Genomic DNA, 20,659 nt, shown 5'->3' with positions numbered 1-20,659 from the left:
GTTACTCCATAATTTTTAGATAAATAATTGCAATATACAAGTAAAGTTAGCGGGGACAAAAAATGAACGAAATTTATGACGTAATTGTTATTGGATCTGGCCAGGCAGGTCTGGCTGCCGGCTATTATTTGAAGAAAAAGGGACTTCATTTTGTTATTTTAGAAGCAAATGCTGAAGCTACAGGCTCTTGGCCACTATATTATGATAATTTACGATTATTCTCACCAGCCAGCTATTCCTCATTGCCTGGAATGCCTTTTCCATCTAAAGCTGACAGGTATCCGACTAGAGAAGAAGTTATTTCATATTTAAAACAGTATGCTGCATATCATCGCTTTCCTACACACTTTAATGTTCGAGTGGAACGAGTGGAAAAAGCAGATCTTTTCTTTGTACACACTGCCGATGGGCAGGTATTCAAAACTAAAAACCTTATATGTGCGACTGGCTCGTTTAATCAACCGTTCATACCAATATTGGAAGGAGGTGAAGCATTTAAAGGGGATATCCTTCATTCATCGACTTATCGAAATCCGGCTGTCTACCAAGATAAAAAAGTGGTTGTCGTGGGTAGAGGAAATTCAGCCGTGCAGATTGGAGCTGAAATCAGTGAGGTCGCTTCTAAAACTTACCTTGCGGTCCTCCAGCCGGTGCAATTAATGCCTCAGCGATTCCTGGGGAAAGATCTTCATTTTTGGCTGAAAGTGATTGGTTATGACCGTTTTCCTTTTTGGCGTCTTGGTGTGAAAGTGGGCAGTCCAAGCGGAGCCATCGATGTAGGTAATTTCAAAAAAATATTACGTGAAGGTCAACTACAACAGAAAGCGATGTTCAAAAGTATGTTTACCGAAGGGGTGATTTGGCCCGATGGGACAAAGGAAAAGGTTGACAGCATTGTTTTTGCAACAGGCTTTAAACCCATTATCCCCTATTTAAGCGGGATCGAGGGGGCATTGGATGATCGAGGCTATGCAATACAAAAGGCAGGCGTGAGTAGCTCGGTACCCGGATTGTATTATCTCGGTTTATCTGGCCAACGATCATTTGCTTCTGCAACCATACGTGGAGTAGGTTCTGATGCTAAATATGTGGTAAAACATCTCAAACGAAATGGGCTTTCCTAGCGTGTAGACTAATTTGAGGAGGAATTAACATGAAACCCGTAGCGATTATTGGAGGAGGACCAGTTGCTTTGGCAGCTGCAGCGCAATTAACTAAACGAAATATGCCCTTTGTTTTATTGGAGCAAGGAGCAACTGTTGGGGCGTCAGTTTTGGAATGGGGGCATATCCAAATGTTTTCCCCATGGGAATTCAACATTGATGCGGCAGCTTCAGAGCTTCTTGCTGAAACGGGATGGGTAGCGCCTCCTAAAACAGATCTCCCGACAGGCAAACAATTATTTGATTCCTATTTGAAACCATTAGCGGAATTAAAACAGTTGAAATCGAGCATTCTGACGGAGTCGCGCGTTATTGCGATTCATCGTAAAGGTTTTGATAAAATGAAAACGGCTGGAAGGGAATACGTACCTTTTGAAGTCGTTTACGAAAATAATGGTGTTGTCTCACGGATAGAAGCCTCAGCTGTAATTGATGCGACAGGTACTTGGAAAACGCCTAATCCTATCGGTGCGAGTGGAAATTTTGCGGCCCAAGAGCTGGAATACAGCTCACATATTCAATATGGCATTCCAGATATTAAAGCGGAGCCTGCCGAGCGTTATGCAGGCAAGAGCGTTGCAGTTATAGGTAGTGGCCATTCTGCCATTCATGCCATACTTTTGCTTCATGAGCTGCAGCTCAAACACCCTGAAACGACGATCCATTGGATACTCAGAAAACAAAAAGTTGATGATGTATTTGGAGGCGGCGAGCTCGATGGTCTGCCTGCTCGAGGAGAGCTTGGTTCACGTGCTGCCGAGCTTGTGAAGGATGGGAGCGTACACGTTCATACCCCGTTTTTCATTCATAGTCTGGTTAAAGAAAATCAAAAGTTAACGATTGTGGGGACCAACGAAAGGATTCCAGGAGTAGATGAGATCATCGCGGCAACTGGAGCAAGACCGAATTTTTCATTCTTAAGAGAGCTTCGATATGCCGCTGATTCTTCCATTGAATGTGTACCAAAGCTGGCAGACCTTATTGACCCTAACCTTCATAGCTGTGGCACGGTTCGCCCGCATGGAGAGGCTGAACTAAGCCAACCGGAGCAACACTTCTATATTGTAGGGGCGAAGAGCTATGGACGTGCACCAACCTTTCTATTGGCTACCGGCTATGAGCAAGTGAGAAGTGTCGTAGCTGCGTTAGCTGGCGACTGGGATTCAGCGCGTGAAGTGAAGCTGCGTTTGCCTGAAACAGGGGTTTGCAGTGTAACAAGACCTAAATTCGCCTTAAAAGTGACCAGTTCCAATCAATCGTGCTGCGGACCAGTAGATGAATCTGACAAGCAGTAAGTTATCTGCAGATACAAAAGTTAAACTTGTTGCAGTGATAACGGCAGTTTGTTTACTGGGAGATACGATGCTGTATGTCGTACTTCCTATCTTTGGCGAGCAATTTGGTATTTTATCTTTGTGGCAAGTTGGTGTTCTGCTATCCATCAATCGATTTGTTCGAATTCCCATTCATCCGCTTATTGGCTGGTTCTACGCTACCTTTCAAATTAGAACGGGTCTAATCATCGCCATTTTGCTTACGATCCTATCCACATCATTTTATGGAATGTTAAAGGGATTTTGGCTGCTGCTCATCGCAAGATGTATTTGGGGAGTAGCGTGGGCTTTTCTTAAGCAAGGTGGACAATTGCAGGTAGTAGCTGCTATCGAAGAAAAAGGCGGTAATGGTGGAAGGCTATCCGGCATTTACAACAGTATTTCGGGCATTGGTGCTTTGGTAGGTATGCTGGTCGGGGGTTGGGTATCAACCTTCTATGGCCCTGAAATGATTCTTATCACTTTTGCTATACTTGCTTTTTTAACTTTATTGATTGTAGGTAGAATTGAAGGAGCAGCCTTTATTGAAAAACAGCAGGCTGAGAAAATAAGAGTTTTTAATAAAGAATTAATAATGCTTATGATTATGGGATTCGTACTGACTCTAATATTTCAAGGCTTTCTCAAATCAACCATGAGTTATTGGGTAGGGAATCAGAATTACGAGTGGATACCATTCATGCAAGCTATTGGAGCTGCCACTATAACCGGGTTGTTGATTACTGTGAAATTAAGTTTAGATCCGCTCTTGGTCCCTTGGATTGGAAGAATAAATGATCAAAGCCGACACAGGGATCAATACCTTGTCATTATCACGCTTATAACCAGTTTCTTGTTAATCTTGTTTCCAATGAAGATGAACGTGGTCATGTGGTTAGGGATAACGATCTTATTGCTTCTTTTCTCAACCGTACTCATGACCATAAACGACGCGAAAATTTTCCGACATTCCACAGCTAACCATCGACACAGAATCATTTCCGGATATTCGATGTCCAGTGATTTAGGTGCGGCCGCAGGCCCGTTATTGGGTTTCTCTTTTATTTCGTTAGTTGGAGATCTAGTAACAGCCTGGGTGGCTTCTTTACTTCTCATACTTTGTTTGGTTTTTGAAATCACGATGAAAAAACAGATGGCCGTAGTAGCGAACGAGAGTTGAATAAACTCCTGTAAAGAAAGAGTATGCTCATGATTTCATCATGAAGTGTGCTCTTTTTATATAGATTCTGTATAAAAAATAGAACAACAGATGGTTTTAATACAGAGCCGGGAGTAGAAAAATAACAGAGCTAATTTTATTGAAAAATAACAAAAAATAACGAAAACTCCGGCGGGACCTGAAATGATTTGAAAACTATTTTAAATGCCGATTCGATTGTAGTTGATTGTATAAGCAAATTGATTGAATTTGAAATAAACCGTTGTGGACTGATAGATGTGCGGCATGATGTAAATAGGGGGACAAAAATATTATCTAGGAAGTTGCCAATGTGTGGGAGTTTAGCCTTCCTCGATTAATGGCTAAGAAGAGAAGTACTCTGCAAATTGAATCAGGAAATTCGGGATGGCCTCCTCGAAGTGATAAACATAGTGGAGAGACTAAGCGTTAGTCGGGTTTTGTTGCAGATATAAATATGGAGGAGGGGTGGTCTTAAAGACCCCCTCCTATTAAGATTATAAAATGTGTTTCATATTTTCAACGGGACTAAATTTCTTGTGTTGCTGTTTGATATCGCTGCTGAACAATTCGACATAGTAGTCGACCATTTTTAATGAAGCATGGCCAAGAATACGTCTTAGCGTAAATGGGTCTCCGCCATTCAGAATATAGAATTTGGCCATTGTATGCCGGAACGTATGCGGTGAAACTCTGACGCCGGTAATGTTCGCCATGTTACCGTAGGCCTGCATTTTGTCTTGCAAGGCTCGTGTACTAATTTGTTGGTTGTCAATGTTGACGAACAAAGCATCCGTCTCAAGGTCGCCTCGAATGTCCAAGTAATTGCGAATGATCTTTCCACATGTTTGTTGAAACGGTACTCTGCGTGCCCGTCCGCCTTTTCCCTTAGTAATTCGAATCTCCAGTTCTTTGAAAAAGATGTCACCTGTCTTTAAATGACATAGCTCACCGATTCGCATTCCCGTTTCGAGCAATACCATCATCATAGTAAAATCCCGGTAACCCGTGAACTTTTTTTTATCAGGTTGCTCAAAGATGGAGACCACTTGCTCTTTAGTAAACGTTTGAATCATTAGCTTCTTAGCTTTGACCACATGGAGATCGTTGGCGATATTCTCTGTCCGCCAGCCTTCTTCAAATAAGTATTTAAAAAACTGCTTTATGGCCTTGATTCGTCCGTTTACCGTATTGTCCGACCTGCCTTGATCAAACAAATTGGTAATAAAATAATTCTTGATTTCGCGAATCGATACCGTATAGATATCAAACGGCACTTGTTGGGCTAGAAAGGCTTCTTTCATCTGCTTGGCGCTGTCTTGGTAAAATCGAAGTGTCAGTGGTGAAAGGTTTTTGGCCTTGCAATCGAGAATAAAGGAATGAAGCAGATCTTCAAAACTGAGTTGTTGTTTGGCTTGACTTGAGTTCTCTACGTGTTCTAGCTTGTTTTGTCGACGACGAACATTCATTTGCTCTTCACCTCGCTTTCGGATAGCAGGTGAAGAGCTCCGGCTAAATGTTCGATAGGACTGAACTTCTCATGCTGGGCTTGCAGGTCGCTGTCAAATAATTCTACATACATTTCAGTCGTCTCGATTTGGGCGTGCCCCATTATGCTCTTGAGCGTGAAGACGTCGCCGCCATTTAATAAATATTTCTTGGCAAATGTATGTCGAAAGGTATGGCAGGAGCATTGAATGTCATCAATTTTGGCGGATTGGCAGTATCGGGCAATCATCGTGCGAATGCCACCAGGCAAAAAGGGCTGATTATCCAAGTTGACCCAAAGGGCATTATGCTCCAGTATGCCACGTTCCAGCAAATAGTGCTTCAATTCTCCCGCGGCAATTCGTTCAATCGGAACTAAACGTGACTTCCTTCCTTTCCCATGGTTAACTCGCAGGGAACCTTCATCCAGTAAAACATCCGTGACTTGCAGTTTGGCCAGTTCTCTTAATCGAATGCCGGTATCGAGAAGGGTTAGCATCATTGCATAGTTCCGTATTCCTGTAAACGTTGTACGATCAGGCAGTGCAAGCAGTTGGAATAGATGCTCGTCGGTAAACGTGTGGGCAGAAGATGGTTGTAGTTTAAACGGCTTGATATCTGCGTCAAAGGGCTCATCAATCCAACCTTCTTTACTTAAAAACTGAGCAAAGGACTTATAGATTTGAAAATTACAATTAAGAGTGCGTAAAGCGAGACTCTCGTTAAGCAGGCTGGGCAGCACTTGATTTTTGAAGACGGCAGGTGTGAGAGCTCGTAGTTGCAGTTCCAAAGCATTGAGGTGCTGTTGGAGTTTTTCCAGGCCATTACGATAACGGCGAATGCTCTCCCTACTGAAGTTCCGTACTTTGCAATCTTGAAGAAATAACTGTACAGCATCGTTCCAATCCGAGTGTAATATGAAGCTTTCCTTGTTTAGCACTTCGCATTTCCTCCCTATGGAGTTATGCGAACCAAAGCGGATATGCGAAGGAGGGGAGTGGGCTTCGTATAACAATCAGTTATACACTTTCGTATAACTTGCCCGAAAAACCGGGTTATTTGAAGGATATTCGCGTTCCTCGAAAATCGCCGGAATCCCTTGATACATATGGATTTTTGGGCATTTTGAGGGTCAGAGGTTTTCGCTGAATGGCTCGTATAACACCATATTCACGCATCGGGCATTCGCCCTCGGTCCCAGAATTCGGAGAAGCAGTTGCTGTGGACACACTCGGCTTCGCCGAGCGTCGTGAATATAAGAAACGTTAGCCGAAAGAAGTTCTTAGTTTAGGAGGAGTCTATATGATATTAGAAAAAGTTATGAATGGAATTGCAATACAAAGTGAATATAAGGATTTTGTTGATAAGTATTTAGATAATATACTTACCGAATTTAAAGGTAAGATTCATAGCATTTATATGTGTGGCTCGATTCCAAAAGGAACTGCTAAACCTTTTAAGTCAGATGCAGACTTTACTATTGTATGTGTAAATCCCAAAGATATTGATTACGAAAGATTGTCAAATATTAAAGACAGGCTTTTGGAAGAATATCCATTAGTAACTAAGATTGATACGATAATTTGTTCGATTGACGATGTATTAAGTAAACCAAATGAGTGGGGTTTTTGGATTAAGATAATTTGCGTTTGCATATATGGTCATGACGTTGGTGAAAAAGTACCACCGATAATTATTTCTCCAGAGTTCATTATAGACTTAAATACAGAGACCAAGGAGGAAGTAGATCGTATACATAGTTTACTTTCTAATGTTAGTGATAGCACAATGAAAACTAGATATATTAAAGGTTACTCTAAAAGATTAATTCGTGCATTATACTCTTTGGTTTTAGAAGATACAGGTGTATGGCAAGATGACATTATTAAGATGAAGAATGCCATATTAAACTATTGTGAGATTGACTCCGCTTTAGTTGATTATCTGTATGCTTGTTACTTGGATAGTAATGTACTTGTTGAAGAGTTTCTGGAAATTGCAGATGAAGTATATAGCTATTTTGAGAACGCCTTAAATGCAATGGCTGCTTCCAGAACTTCCTTGGGCTAACACCATATTAACGCTCAGGGTCACTCTTAGAAGCGAGTGACCACATCCAACCCCTAAGCCCGTCGGGACGTCACTGCATTAAGTGTTCGGCAAGCCTCACAACTATAAGCAGCGAATCTTAGGGGCCAGAACGTCTTCAATACAAAACGTTATAGGGAATCAGCGCTAGACCAGAAACACAACCCATATTATGTTTGATGTTAAACTAGTAGCTTTGTTGAGAAGATATGGAAGAATGAAAGTATAGAAAAGGAAGTGCAGTATTGGATGATTTTTATGAGGTATTAACATATGTAAATGATAATTTTTATAAGCCAAACAACTTGATGATCAAGGATATCCAAGAAGAAATTCAAAATGAAAAATATGGTTCAGGCATATTTCGAATAAATTCTAAAACGGTTAGATTTAGGGTTGCGAGAAAAACACCCAAGAAGATAGGTCAATTTGTCGTCTGTTGGGAAAAAGGCAGTGACAACAAAAATCAAGCATATTCATATGAAAATGCTACTGATTTGTTAGTCATTAATACCTTCGGAAGTAATCATAAGTTTGGGCAATTCATTTTTCCCAAAGATGTATTGTTAAAACATAATATTCTCAAAACAGATACTTCAAATGGGAAAATGGCAATAAGAGTGTATCCTAGCTGGGATACACTTACCAGTAAACAAGCTATAGTAACACAAAGATGGCAATTACCATATTTTATAAACTTAAATCATACTTCTTCTTTACAAGAACTTGGTAAGTATTTCGAAGAAGACGCTGACATCTAATAACACCGCATTCACGCTGCGTCGCTGTCGCTCCTTGATCCGGGCCGAAGCATAAGATGAGGTTTCGAAAAAGCTGAAGCAGTAGCAGGGAAGTTTATTCAGCCGGACAACCTTGCACTGCCTAACCGCATCGCGGCCGTTCCCTTCGCTCACTTAAGGCAGTGAAGGTTGAATTCAAGAACGTTAGAGGGAATATCCGCAAAACAAAAACTTAAAAAAATTGAGGAGAACTATGAATAAATACTTATCTTCAGTTTTTCATCAAATAAAAATTGCTGTTGATTCAGTTATTGAAATAATCAACCAATTACCTGAAACTGATTTGAAATCAAAACCTATAAACGATAAAAGATCCTATATAGAATTGTTATCTCATATTTCGCTTATATGTAAAGCTGATTTATTAATCTTAAATGAAGCTAGTGAAAAAGAGATGCAAGGATATTATGAAAGAAATACTCTTAGAACAATTGAAGAAATAAAAAAGAATCTGATAATGAATTACAATGAATTAGTTGAAGAATTTTCTAATTATTCGGAAGAGGAATTGTTTGAATATAAAGAGTCTTATTGGGGAGTTAGGTACACAAAATTTGAATGGCTTTTAGAAATCCTAAGTCATTTATATCATCATAGAAGCCAATTACATTCATATATTTCTATTGATTTTAAAGAAATTAAAGTTCAGTTATTTGAATAAAAATGAAGAGAGTATTACGGGGAAATTCGAAGATGGCAGATATATCTTCTAACACCATATTCACGCATCGGGCATTCGCTCTAGGTCCGGCAGAAGATGAAGCGATAGCAACCGGACACACCCGACTTTGTTGGGCGTCGTGAATATACGAAACGTTATTTAAAATTCCCTAAGAGCGTAAGAAACAATAAAACATTTTACTGGAGGAATATTCATGGGAGCATGGGGAACTGGGATCTTCGAGAACGATGATGTTTTAGATTGGAAAGCAGATTTACTTGATTCTGAAGGAATTGAATTTATTGAAGAAACAATTGAAGAAGCTACAGATGAAGAATATATTGAGTCTGAGTTGGCTTCAAATGTTTTGGGTGCTATTGAGATCCTCGCATCATTACAAGGAAATCCAGGAGTTGAAATAAGAAATAATTCGAGTTATGCAGATGATCTCAGTGGTTGGATTACTATACATCAAGGTCGAGGCAAGAAACTGATATCGAAAGCGAAAAAGGTACTAAAGAAGATCAAAAAGGATTCAGAGCTCAAGGAATTATGGGAAAAATCAGAAGAATATCAAATCTGGCTCAATACAATAAACGACTTAGAAAGTCGATTGTAGAGATAAGGTGATTGTTGATCGAGGGAACTTCACATAACACCATATCCACGCTTCGTGCCATTCGGCCCTCTGTTGGCTATGTATCAAGCCAACGTTGCTTGCTGTTCGTGGAAAAGATCTATCAACAAAACTAGAAATGTATCAACAATTAAATCAAGGACAACAGGGAATATACATTCGCCTCTCGGTCCGGCAGAAGTAGTTGGCAGGGGAGCCGATGCAGCCGGACACATCCAACATTCGTTGGATGTAGTGAATATACGATACGTTAGATGAAATAGTCGAAAGAGTTATTAATAAAAAAGCAAAGGGAGTAATTGAATAATGTCAATTTCAATTAGATTTGGAAGTCTATTAGATTCAAGTGATGTGTTCACTGGGGACCAGCACGTTCCAGAGCATATTTTAAATTGGAAGCTGAAAAACCAAGAAATTATTCTGGCAAAAGATGATGAAGATCTGATTGGATATTTGAGATTAGAATATTTATGGTCAAAGTATCCATACATAGGGTTGATAATGGTTCATCCTGATTATAGAGGAAAAGGACTTGGTAAAAGATTATTGAAATATGTTGAAGAACATTTGAAAAGCAAAGGAATAAAAACAATATATAGTTCGTCTCAAGTGAATGAAGCCGATCCACAAGAATGGCATAGGAAAATGGGATTTAAGGAATGTGGAATAATAAATGGTATAAATAAAGGCAAAATCGGGGAAGTGTTTTTTGTTAAAGAGTTATAATATCGAAGGTAACTCGAGAAGCTGCTACATCATCCACATTGTATCCACGCTTCGGGCCTATCAACCCTTGGTCCGCGAGAAGCGAACACCATAATCACGCATGGCATTCGCCTTTGGTCCGGCAGGAGAAGTAGAATCAGCCGGACACATCCGACTGCGTCGAACGTCATGAATATACGAAACGTTAACTGAAATTCCTGTAAGACTTATTTAGGTAAGGAGAGTCGAAGATGCCTTATACAATGGCTGTTATAACTGATCCATATTACGATAAGCCTAAATGGATTTCAAACGATGTTACTCGAAAGGAATACATGTGTCTCTCATCAGAGTCAAGCAGTCATGATGTAGAACTATTCCTAACTCATCTTTTTGGCTACATGAATATTAATGTTGAGCATACATTGCTCATATCCTTTAATGAATTGTTTGAGCAAGATTATATAGCACTTTCAGGTGGAGTCGCTTTCTTTGCTGACGAACATAATTATATTTTACCGAGCTGCTGCTGCGGGCTTGAAGATTATTCAAATGTAATTGATTCGATTATAAATAAACAAAGCCCGTGGATGGGACACGATCCCTCACCGGGTTTAACTTACAACAATAATCAAGTTTACGTATGGCCAGATGATCCAGAATCATCAAATAGTAGCGAGAAATCTATTGATTTCTCATACGAAGAACTCAAAGTGAACCTCGATAAAACCTCAAAAGAGATTAAAGGATTTATTGAAGGACCATTATATTATTGGATAGCTAAAGAAAATAGTGAAATTGCTGTTGCGATGAAAGAAAAAATGAAAAAGTGGTTATTGAATGAATAACTTTGAAGGTAAATCAAAGATGAGTGGAACTTCAGTTAACATCATATTCACGCCTCGGGCATTCGACCCTCGGTCTGGAAAGATGATATTGGCAGCGAAGCTGAAACAGCCGGACACATCCAACTACGTAGGACGTCGTGAACATAAGAAACGATAGGTGAAATTCTGAAGTGATTATTTGAGGGGAATTCTATGAGACTTAATAAGAGTGTGAGTTGGTCAGTCATCATATTGCTGTTATTTATATTTATTTTAGTTTGTCTTTATTCTTATTTATTAGCAGATTGGCCTGTTGATGATTCGATCGGTCCATATATGACAGAAAAGGATTGGTATGATTATAGCATTGAGAGTGCAGTTTACGCATTCGCTTTTGGTTCTATTATTGTTTTATTCTTATTGGTTTTCAGTTTTTTAATAATCAAATTTTCTGGCTTTTTTAGAATCAAAAAAGCAATACTTATTTTAAGTGCTATATATATATTTATATTAATTAATACCTGCATTTTTAGTGCGGTAAAGATATATTCGAATAAGTCTTGGTTTTAATACTTTTCAAAAGATATTTAAGTAACTCTATAAATCTTGAAAGTAACTCTATTCACTCTTCGGGCTGACGCCCTGGGGCCGGCCGGAGAAGAACGGATCATTATGAACATACTTGCTGTAAATCAACAAACAAGTGAATATGTTGATGTAGAACATCCCGTAATTTTTATCGACTATAATTGTCGCCGAAGTAACAAAGACTGATACTGAAGTAATTTGGAGTCGAGTTGGAGTGGAATCAAGTCAATTAGGAACTCCTTATAATTATGAACTTATAGGCACTATTGTAACCTGGTTAGACTTAGTACCTGAATTGAGGTTTATTAAAGATCAATATTTTGAAAATCTTAATAACATTTATAAGCCTATTGAATGAAATTATGTGTGATTTGATAGAATTTCAGTGAAGTCAGGTACTACGCATAACACCATATTCACACATTGGGCTGACGCCTTCGGTCCCAGAAGCAGCTTCAAGGAAGTGGTTGCTGTGGACACATCCGACTTCGTAGGACGTCGTGAACATGCGAAACGTTATGTGAAATTGCCAAAAACAAATCTATAATGTTTGGAAGTGATATCTTTGAAGCGATTTTATCTTATACGACATTGCAAGGCTGAAGGGCAGGGGGCGAATGCAAAATTAACGATTGAAGGAAACGAACAAGCTATTAAATTAGCTGATTTTCTTCATGAAAAGCAAATTGATTATATTATTTCTAGCAATTATGTAAGAGCTGTGTCGAGTATCCAGCCTTTAGCGGAGAAGATTAAGTTGAAAATAAATATTGAAGATAGGTTAAGTGAGAGAGTTTTAAGCTCAGAAAATATAGAAAACTGGATGGATAGATTATCAGAATCGTATGAAAATCTAGATATAAGATTATTTGGCGGTGAATCATCAAGGGAAGCAATGGAACGAGGTTTGTCCGTAATTAATGAATTAATTGAACGAAAAGAAAGTAGTATAGCGATTGTAACACATGGAAATTTAATGTCATTAATAATAAAAAATTTTGATAATAATTTTGGGTTTGAAGAATGGAAAAAATTAAGCAATCCAGATGTTTATGAACTAAAGATCTTAAATTCAAAAAAAGAACAATATAGTTTAAGTAGGATCTGGGAGTAATTCAATGAAGCAAGCAACGAAGAAGTAGAATAAGAAGCTAGGAAGCATTAAGGTGAAGGTACGAAGAAAAATACTTAATGAGGGTGAACTCAATGCAACAAATTAAAATTACTCAATCTCAGTTCGAAGAGCTGATATTTGCTTGTGAAAATACAGGGCACGAAATTTGATATTATTTTGATAAGCAAACAGGCGAAGTCGAGATGATTGACGATTACATTGAAAATGATCTAGAACTTGAAGACGTGCACTCAGTGGTGGAAAAGGGGTTTGCAGTAGATTTAAAGATTCCGTTCGGATGATTGTTGGAAGAATGGTATAAATTCAAGAATCAAAAAAACAGGGAAAGAGTTGTGAAGGAACTTGAAGAAGAAGAACTGATTAAACTGATCATAGAATGAATGTAAAAATCTCAAGGTACCTTACCTAACTCTATTTTCATGCTTTGGGCCATGGTTTGGCAGGGGATATTAGCAGAGATGCTTAATAATAAACTGAATATGTGATCTTATGAATTCAGTTAAAATCTGATGATATTGAGAGCGAGAGAACGGTAGATGCAAATAAATAAGGGGTGTCAAATGGATTACAAGATTATCCATAAAGCAAAAGAAATATCAGTAAGAACTATTCGCCAAGCAGGAGAGATTTCTAAAGAAAAATTTGATAATTTTGTAGATTTAAGATCAAAAGACGAATTTGGCGATGTGGTCACTGAAGTTGACCATCTAGCTGAAGAAATCATAATCAAACAAATTCGCACTACATTTTCTACCCATCAGATACATAGTGAAGAGGCAGGGATACTAGGAACGGAAAACGAGTGGCTTTGGCTTATTGATCCTTTGGATGGAACTAATAATTTTGCAATAGGATTGCCCGTATTTACTACTTCAATAACGTTGATGTATAGAAGAGAACCCGTACTTGGGGTGGTTTACGAGCCGTTGACCGATAGATTATTTGTATCTGTCCTTGGAGAAGGAACGTATTGCAATAAACGTCAGGTTCAGATAAAAAGTAATTTCAATATTTTTAAAGGGAATATTGGTTGGATTCAAGGCCACAAAGTACAGAACGATAGAAGGGCAGTTAAATTAAGACAATTTATTGATGTAAACTTCAAGAGAATGATGAGATTATGGGCTCCAACACTTCAATGGTGCATGCTTGCCAAAGGGGACATAGACGGAATAATTCTTTATAATTCTGAAGGTGACGATTTGTATTCAGGTATTTTAATGGTTAAAGAAGCTGGGGGCATCGTAATAGATTTTGATGGAAACCCTTTTACAGGAATGAGAGAAGAGCCTTACATAATTGCTTGCCATCCAGACCACAAACAAGAATTATTGAGAATAGTAAAAGAGGGACTTAGTTAACTCGAGGGAGCAACTGGCTTCATTTAAAATACCATATTCGCCCATCTTGCGATTCGGTCCTCGATACGGCAAAAGGTTTTCGGTCTGGTGCGTTAATATTGACAAAACAATTTGATTGTTGAACTTTATCGTAAAGGTTGTGTGTTTTATATGCTAGTAGTAATTTTAATCATCGGATTAGCCGGAATTATTGGAAATCAATATTCATCTATGAGAAGAATGGAAGGCATCCAAAGATCACTTGATGATATTAATCAAAAACTAAGGGATATGAATAATTCTAATAATAACCGATATTAAAGAGTTGGGTTAGATGAAACAGCTAAATCGTAAACAATGGAGGGCTTTCATGGGAGTAGATTGGTATAACTCTATCGCCCGCCGAAATGGCGGGTATAAATCAGATGCGAAATTCTTAATTAAAGGTGTTTCCGCTGAGAATATTTTCGAAACAGAATTAACTAATATGCTGCCAAACTATAGTCACGTTCTAGATGCTGGCTGTGGTCATGGTGATTTTACAATAAAAATGTCTCAATTCGCTAAATCAATCATTGGTTTTGATAATTCAATCGAGATGATTAAGATAGCTCAGTCTTATCAGTTGGATAAATCAAATTTGGAATTTGTATATGCCACAACAAAGGAAGAACTTCCATTCAAAGATGAACAATTCGATTTTATATATGATCGTAGAGGCCCTACTTCTATTATAAATCATAGCCGGATTTTGAGATCTAAAGGTACGATTATCGGTATTCATTCAGGCGCACTTGATATAGTAAAGGAACGGCTTGATCACAACGGTTTTAAGAATATTGAGATCAGAGAGTATAAGGATGCAAGAATTATATTTCCTAACCGAGAAGAATTTACGAAATTCCTCTCTGACATTCCTGGAAACCCCAATTATACAGAAGACCATATGAAAGAAGAACTTGAAATTAGGATTAATGAGAATACTATAAATGGAATTATACAATTGAAGGAATATAAATACATATGGAAAGCTATAAAACCTTAAGCGTTATTCAGCAGTCGGCCAAATCCTCTAACACCATTTTCCTATACCATTTTTTTTAACCAAGTATAGACTTGATATCCGAGGAGGAAAAAACCATGGAAAATAATAAATTACTGAGAATGGACAATGTCGGAATAGTTGTAGAATCCCTTGATGACGCAATTTCTTTCTTTGAGGAGATTGGCTTGAACCTCGAAGGGCGAACCACTGTCGAAGGTGAATGGGCTGGTCGCGTAACCGGACTAGGTTCTCAGTGCGTAGAGATTGCTATGATGGTTACCCCAGATGGCCACAGCCGAATTGAACTTTCGCGATTTCTCACCCCACCTACTATATCAGATCACCGGACGGCTCCAGTAAACTCCCTTGGTTATCTACGCGTCATGTTCACTGTTCAAAACATTGACGAGATGGTATCCAGACTCACTAAATATGGTGCGCAGCTCGTTGGCGAAGTGGTTCAGTATGAGGACTCTTATCGGCTCTGCTACATTCGTGGTACCGAAGGAATTCTAATCGGTTTGGCGGAAGAACTCGGTAACAAATAAGTAAGTGACGGTTTGAAAAAGCCTTTACTGATAAAACCAACAGAATCAAACATATTAACCTCATTAAATAATGTTGGAAGGTGTATCCTATCATTGCACAAGCTGTTATCTTACAAAACGACAGCCTCTTGATGGTTAGACAATATGTACAACGAGGAGATATCGTATGGAATTTTCCTGGAGGCGGAATTGAAATAAATGAAACCCCTGAAATGGCTTGTATAAGAGAAGTTAAAGAAGAAACGGGAATTGAAGTAAAAGGATTATATCTAATACATGAACAGAATGAAAAATACACATATCTAATAACCAAATTTGAAGGGCAAATAAAACTAGATAAAGACAATAAAGATAATGAAGACATAATTGAGGTTCAATGGATTTCACAAAAAGGTATTAATTATCTTGATTGTTACACAAAGCCGATAATGGATATTGTAAGTGAGAAATTGGAGCTAAAGACATCATAAAATACTCAAAGGAGCAAATTATATGGCGAAGACGTCTAAGGAAATGGTTGAAGAATTCAAATCCTTTATTAATTTCGTACAAGATCTTAAAAAAACAGATGAAGACCATTGGAATAGGCCTCTTTCTGAGGGGAAATGGACTTTAAAAGATGTAATCAGTCACATCATGCTTTGGGACAAGTATTTCTATGAGGAAGGCATAAAGAAGATCAAGCTTGGGCAGCCCGTGTCGGTAAGGCATTTAAACTTTGATGAATTCAACGCCAATGCAAGGGAGTATGCAAAAACCCAAACCAGGGATCAAATTATTGACCAATTCCTTGAATATAGGAAAAAGATCATAAGTGACATTTCAGGATTACCAGAGGAAGATTATATTAAGGAATATAAAGACGGGGATAAAAAGAAGTTTTCGATTCGGGGATATTTAAGAGGATTTATTTCCCATGATAAACACCATAAAAAACAAATTGAAAAGTATAAAAAATCAATACATATAGAAGAGTAAATAACTCCAAGATGGACCGCTCATTTCATAACATCATATTCGAGTTGAATTACTATCACTCCTTGGTAGACGAAATCTTCGAATCAAAATCAATCGAAAGTAGGTACAAGGATGATTTTCTACGAAAGTGGCGGTATAACTGTGCGGAAACTTGAAATGAAAGATCAAAAACATCTGGTTACTTGGCTCAATGACCCATTGGTTTTAACGTATTATGAAGGGCGCGATCGTCCGCATGATTTAGAAATGATAATAGAAAATTTTTACAAGAATGACGAAGAAGAAAAGAGATGTTTGATAGAATACAATCAAGAACCAATAGGATATATACAATTCTACTTGATAGATGAAGAAACATGTAAGGAATTTGGGTACAGTGATAGGAATGAAATGATTTATGGAACGGATCAATTTATTGGAGAAACGAAATATTGGAATCAAGGAATTGGCAAACAGCTTATGAAATCTATGATCAAATATTTAACGCATGAATTAGGGGCAGATCGTATCTTAATGGACCCACAAACATGGAATTTAAGAGCAATCACTTGTTATGAGAGATGTGGATTTAAGAAAATAATGAAACTAGAAAATTATGAAATGCATGAGGGAGAGCTAAGGGATTGTTGGCTGATGGAATACTCGAAAGAAGATATCGATCCATTCGGCACTCGATGTAATTACGAAGAGATCTATAATTAAAACCTGGAGGTGTCCGAATGTCACGGCAGATCACATTGGCTGATGGACGAACTGTCGAAGTAGATTGCCTGAGTTGTGCTCTGACAAGTGGATTAATTGCTCCCACAGGCGGAGTGATTTATGAATCTAAACATTTTCATGTACATCAAGATGTTGCTTATCCAATTAGAGGATTAGTAATACTAGCTTCTAAACGGCATTTTTACTGTATGGATGAGCTCTCGGAAGAAGAACGATTGGAATACATATCATTAATACATAAGATTAGAAGCGAACAAAGATCAAGACTAGGAATTGATAAAGTTTATTATTTTTATAATGAAGATACAACACATCATTTTCATATGTGGATGGTTCCGAGATATGAATGGATGAAACAATTTGGAAACTCCGTTGAATCTTTGAGACCAGTATTGTTACATGCAAGAAATCAAATGAATAATGAAGAGAATATGAAAACTGTAATTGAAGGAATCAAAGAATTAAGGGAAGGATTAAGTCATTTTGAAATCAGCGCAGGGTGACTTCACTTACACGATATTCACGTATCGGAGCATTCGCCCTCGGTCCGGAAAGAAGTAATTGGCAGGGAAGCAGGTCCAGCCGAACATTTAAGACATTCGTCGGACTTCGTGAATACACGAAATTTAGATATACTTGCAGAAAGCTCGAGGTGAAAGATATGGACAGAGTAGCGAGTATAAGAATAGAAGAGAAGAAATATCATGATTTCTGTTACGATAATTACAATTTATTTGAATCAGGTTCCTGGCTGCATAGACCAGTAAAAACTGTAATCGACCTTTTAGCAGAATATAAAGATCAACAATCTTTATGTGTATTAGACTTAGGTTCAGGAATTGGTAGGAATAGCATTCCTATAGCTGAATCATTGAAGAATAATAATGGCAAGGTCGTTTGTGTTGATATCTTAGAATCCGCTATAGATAAATTACATTATTATAGTCAGAAATATGATGTTGAACAATATATTGAGGCAATATTATCTGACATTGAACAATTTACTATCGAACAAGAAAAGTTCGACATTATTATTGCTGTGTCTGCCCTGGAGCACGTAAGCTCGGAGAGAGAACTGGAAAGAAAACTCAATGAAATGACATGTGGAACCAAATCAAATGGGTCAAACTGTATTATTATTGGATCGAATATAAGAGAAATATGCCTTGAAAATGGGCAAGAATTTGATCCAATGTTTGAAGTGAATATATCTACCGAAAGAATGCTGACATTATTGGATCAATGTTATGCCGGATGGGTAGTTAAAAATCGGTTTGTAAAACAATTAGAATATGAGATAGACAGAAATGGACAAAACGTAATGCTGACTACTGATTGTATAACATTTGTAGCTAAGAAAACAAAGTAAGTTAGTCGTTGAAACCTGCAAGCACCATCTAACAATGTGTTCAAGCATCGGCGGACTAAGGGGGAATGACCGTTAGATGAAATCTCCGAAAGAAAACTAAAAAATCTAAGAAGGTGATCGTATATTCATTTACATCTTAATGATAATAATCATTATAGGATTAGCTAGTATAGATGGATCACTTAGAAAAAAAACGAAGAATGATGAAAGAATAATTAATAGACTAGACCTTATAATCAATGAATTAAAAAACAAAGAAGATGATTTTAAACCTAAAGATTCTTAAGGAATATGTTCGATTAGAAAAATAAAGAAGGGATTGAATTAAATTGATCGTATTAAGATTTACGCAATCTTTATTGAAAGACATGAAGTCTGCTCAAATTCAAGTCGACGATATTTCACCTCTTTTCAGTTGGCATGTGAATATATATAAGTTAAACAACAAAAAACACATACTATTTGTTAATGATTTATCAAGGCTTTGTCTAATCATTGATGGAATTAGATCATCGCAACTTTCTTTACTAAAGGAGAAATTTTTGATAACACTGGAAACATATTTACAGGAAGAAGAAATTGAAAAAAATATGATTGATAGGTATTTGAAAGAAGGTTCTGAATTAAGTATTTCAAAAACCAACAGCAGAAGTGTGCTAGGGACAATGAAAGAAATATCCATTTTTGAAACAGATAATTTTACAGACAATATGCATAGAATGAAGTGGCTGAACCGATTAATTTATAAACCGATAGAATATAATGAACCAATCAATGTTTTTAAAGAAGCTCTTAAAAAATTATCTAATTGAACTGTTTGGCAGGTGAAGTTTCAATGAAGAGAATCATGATTATTGGATCTGGTGGAGCTGGCAAATCCACTCTTGCCAGACAACTGGGAGAGTTATTACAATTGCCAGTTCATCATTTGGATGCGTACTATTGGAAGGCTGGCTGGAATCCTACTCCTAATGAACAGTGGGATTCGTTTCAAGAAAAACTTGTACTAGAAGAACATTGGATTATTGATGGAAATTATGGTCGTACTCTTGATATTAGAATAAAACGAGCTGATGTTATTATTCTCTTGGATTTTTCAAGACTGATAACTGTATACAGAGTGATCAAGAGAAGGATTAAGTATCATGGCAAGGCCAGACCCGACTTAAATGAAGAATGTCCGGAAAGTCTGGACTTTGAATTTATTAAATGGGTGTGGAATTTCAGAAAAACAAGGACTCCAAGCATCATTCAAAAACTAAGAGATTATAGTGACAAACATATTATTGTGTTGAAATCACCGAAAGAAGTGAAAACTTTTCTAGCACAAGCTAAGACATTAGGCGCGGGTATTTTCGAAAAAGGCGAGAACTTCTCATAACAACCCCATCACACAATTGCATGAGAAGAATTAGATGGAGGAGAGCCGATGAAAATTTTGATTGTCTCCGACGAAGAGTCCAAATACATTTGGGATCATTATGATCCATCCAGGTTCGAGGGAATTGAATTGATTCTATCATGCGGAGATCTCAAAGCCGAGTATTTGTCTTTTCTGGTCACAATGATTAAGGCGCCTCTATTCTATGTGCATGGAAATCATGATACGACATATATAACAAAGCCTCCTGAAGGTTGTGAGAACATTGAAGATAAAGTTGTCAAATTTAATGGCGTTCGAATTATGGGACTCGGTGGTAGCAATCGATACAGCCAGGGTAGCCATCAATACACCGAAAAACAGATGAAATGGAGAATAACTAAACTCAAGTTTAGGTTGTGGAAAAACAAAGGTATCGATATCCTGTTAACACATGCACCAGTCTATAAAATTGGAGATGGCGAAGATCTCTGTCATAGGGGATTTCAATGTTTTATTGATTTTATGGACAAATATCATCTCAAGTTGTTACTCCATGGACATCAGCATTTGAATTACGGTAAAGGCCAAAGAATTCATCAATATAAAATGACGAAAATAATTAATGCTTTTGGGTATCACATTATTGAGATGTAGTCAGGCACTGCCGTTCAATCGGAGCAATACGAATTA

At 37.6% G+C, this 20,659-nt stretch carries 23 protein-coding genes; 21 read left to right on the top strand and 2 right to left on the bottom strand.

All coding sequences use genetic code 11. The annotated features are described in order from the left end of the window. The first annotated feature begins 62 nt into the window (after window positions 1–62). From KJW29_RS09505 to KJW29_RS09495, 3 genes are read left to right on the top strand one after another with little or no spacing between them, the layout of a single operon-like run. Window positions 63–1,124, top strand: a complete 1,062-nt coding sequence (locus KJW29_RS09505) for a flavin-containing monooxygenase (protein ID WP_214629605.1) — start codon at window positions 63–65, stop codon at window positions 1,122–1,124. Window positions 1,125–1,153: 29 nt separating this feature from the next. Further along, the gene (locus KJW29_RS09500) at window positions 1,154–2,458 is read left to right on the top strand and encodes an NAD(P)-binding domain-containing protein (protein ID WP_214629604.1); all 1,305 of its coding nucleotides are present in this window, start codon (window positions 1,154–1,156) and stop codon (window positions 2,456–2,458) included. Continuing rightward, window positions 2,439–3,656: an MFS transporter gene (locus KJW29_RS09495; RefSeq protein ID WP_214629603.1), complete on the top strand. Its 1,218-nt coding sequence runs from the start codon at window positions 2,439–2,441 to the stop codon at window positions 3,654–3,656. Before KJW29_RS09500 ends, KJW29_RS09495 begins: the two co-directional genes overlap by 20 nt. Window positions 3,657–4,171: 515 nt before the next feature. On the opposite strand, the gene KJW29_RS09490 is transcribed toward KJW29_RS09495, so the two are convergent. Then, window positions 4,172–5,143: a tyrosine-type recombinase/integrase gene (locus KJW29_RS09490; RefSeq protein ID WP_214629602.1), complete on the bottom strand. Its 972-nt coding sequence runs from the start codon at window positions 5,141–5,143 to the stop codon at window positions 4,172–4,174. Beyond that, window positions 5,140–6,102 carry a tyrosine-type recombinase/integrase gene (locus KJW29_RS09485; protein ID WP_246608664.1) on the bottom strand — a complete coding sequence of 321 codons (963 nt, stop codon included), beginning with the start codon at window positions 6,100–6,102 and terminating at the stop codon, window positions 5,140–5,142. The genes KJW29_RS09490 and KJW29_RS09485 overlap by 4 nt, the downstream gene beginning before the upstream one ends. Window positions 6,103–6,464: 362 nt before the next feature. Between KJW29_RS09485 and KJW29_RS09480 the strand changes: the two genes are divergently transcribed. From KJW29_RS09480 to KJW29_RS09395, 18 genes are all read left to right on the top strand, one after another. Continuing rightward, window positions 6,465–7,232, top strand: coding sequence for a nucleotidyltransferase domain-containing protein (locus KJW29_RS09480; protein WP_214629601.1), 768 nt, complete (start codon window positions 6,465–6,467; stop codon window positions 7,230–7,232). A 263-nt stretch (window positions 7,233–7,495) separates the two neighbouring features. Further along, window positions 7,496–8,011 carry a MepB family protein gene (locus tag KJW29_RS09475; RefSeq protein ID WP_214629600.1) on the top strand — a complete coding sequence of 172 codons (516 nt, stop codon included), beginning with the start codon at window positions 7,496–7,498 and terminating at the stop codon, window positions 8,009–8,011. 232 nt (window positions 8,012–8,243) lie between these two features. Beyond that, entirely contained in the window at window positions 8,244–8,711 is a 468-nt protein-coding gene (locus tag KJW29_RS09470; RefSeq protein WP_214629599.1) for a DinB family protein, read from the top strand. 214 nt (window positions 8,712–8,925) lie between these two features. Continuing rightward, window positions 8,926–9,330 carry a DUF4259 domain-containing protein gene (locus tag KJW29_RS09465; RefSeq protein WP_214629598.1) on the top strand — a complete coding sequence of 135 codons (405 nt, stop codon included), beginning with the start codon at window positions 8,926–8,928 and terminating at the stop codon, window positions 9,328–9,330. Window positions 9,331–9,654: 324 nt separating this feature from the next. Next, window positions 9,655–10,074: a GNAT family N-acetyltransferase gene (locus KJW29_RS09460; RefSeq protein WP_214629597.1), complete on the top strand. Its 420-nt coding sequence runs from the start codon at window positions 9,655–9,657 to the stop codon at window positions 10,072–10,074. A gap of 230 nt (window positions 10,075–10,304) precedes the next feature. Beyond that, complete coding sequence (locus KJW29_RS09455; RefSeq protein ID WP_214629596.1) at window positions 10,305–10,901, top strand: hypothetical protein; 597 nt, start codon at window positions 10,305–10,307, stop codon at window positions 10,899–10,901. Window positions 10,902–12,024: 1,123 nt separating this feature from the next. Further along, window positions 12,025–12,582, top strand: coding sequence for a histidine phosphatase family protein (locus KJW29_RS09450; protein WP_343222768.1), 558 nt, complete (start codon window positions 12,025–12,027; stop codon window positions 12,580–12,582). 581 nt (window positions 12,583–13,163) lie between these two features. Continuing rightward, window positions 13,164–13,964 carry an inositol monophosphatase family protein gene (locus KJW29_RS09445; RefSeq protein ID WP_214629594.1) on the top strand — a complete coding sequence of 267 codons (801 nt, stop codon included), beginning with the start codon at window positions 13,164–13,166 and terminating at the stop codon, window positions 13,962–13,964. A gap of 313 nt (window positions 13,965–14,277) precedes the next feature. After that, on the top strand, window positions 14,278–14,988 hold the full coding sequence (locus tag KJW29_RS09440; protein WP_246608663.1) for a class I SAM-dependent methyltransferase: 711 nt from the start codon (window positions 14,278–14,280) through the stop codon (window positions 14,986–14,988). A gap of 95 nt (window positions 14,989–15,083) precedes the next feature. Then, a complete protein-coding gene (locus KJW29_RS09435; protein ID WP_214629593.1) occupies window positions 15,084–15,536 on the top strand; it encodes a VOC family protein in 453 nt (150 codons plus the stop codon). 80 nt (window positions 15,537–15,616) lie between these two features. Beyond that, on the top strand, window positions 15,617–16,006 hold the full coding sequence (locus tag KJW29_RS09430) for an NUDIX hydrolase (RefSeq protein ID WP_281426346.1): 390 nt from the start codon (window positions 15,617–15,619) through the stop codon (window positions 16,004–16,006). A gap of 22 nt (window positions 16,007–16,028) precedes the next feature. Further along, window positions 16,029–16,514, top strand: a complete 486-nt coding sequence (locus tag KJW29_RS09425; RefSeq protein WP_214629592.1) for a DinB family protein — start codon at window positions 16,029–16,031, stop codon at window positions 16,512–16,514. 111 nt (window positions 16,515–16,625) lie between these two features. Continuing rightward, window positions 16,626–17,216, top strand: a complete 591-nt coding sequence (locus tag KJW29_RS09420; protein WP_214629591.1) for a GNAT family N-acetyltransferase — start codon at window positions 16,626–16,628, stop codon at window positions 17,214–17,216. 17 nt (window positions 17,217–17,233) lie between these two features. Continuing rightward, window positions 17,234–17,740, top strand: coding sequence for an HIT family protein (locus KJW29_RS09415; RefSeq protein ID WP_214629590.1), 507 nt, complete (start codon window positions 17,234–17,236; stop codon window positions 17,738–17,740). Window positions 17,741–17,898: 158 nt separating this feature from the next. Further along, window positions 17,899–18,606 (top strand): class I SAM-dependent methyltransferase, encoded by a 708-nt coding sequence (locus KJW29_RS09410; protein WP_214629589.1) that lies wholly within the window; start codon window positions 17,899–17,901, stop codon window positions 18,604–18,606. Between the two features lie 329 nt (window positions 18,607–18,935). Next, on the top strand, window positions 18,936–19,418 hold the full coding sequence (locus KJW29_RS09405; protein ID WP_214629588.1) for a DUF6933 domain-containing protein: 483 nt from the start codon (window positions 18,936–18,938) through the stop codon (window positions 19,416–19,418). Window positions 19,419–19,441: 23 nt separating this feature from the next. Beyond that, a complete protein-coding gene (locus tag KJW29_RS09400; protein ID WP_214629587.1) occupies window positions 19,442–19,987 on the top strand; it encodes a DNA topology modulation protein in 546 nt (181 codons plus the stop codon). A gap of 48 nt (window positions 19,988–20,035) precedes the next feature. Next, the gene (locus KJW29_RS09395; RefSeq protein ID WP_214629586.1) at window positions 20,036–20,623 is read left to right on the top strand and encodes a metallophosphoesterase family protein; all 588 of its coding nucleotides are present in this window, start codon (window positions 20,036–20,038) and stop codon (window positions 20,621–20,623) included. Window positions 20,624–20,659 lie beyond the last annotated feature (36 nt).

This window comes from Paenibacillus agaridevorans (assembly GCF_018604145.1).
Lineage (GTDB): Bacteria > Bacillota > Bacilli > Paenibacillales > Paenibacillaceae > Pristimantibacillus > Pristimantibacillus agaridevorans.
The sequence above is the reverse complement of the archived record's forward strand: the minus strand, read 5'-3'. Positions and strand labels throughout refer to the sequence as shown.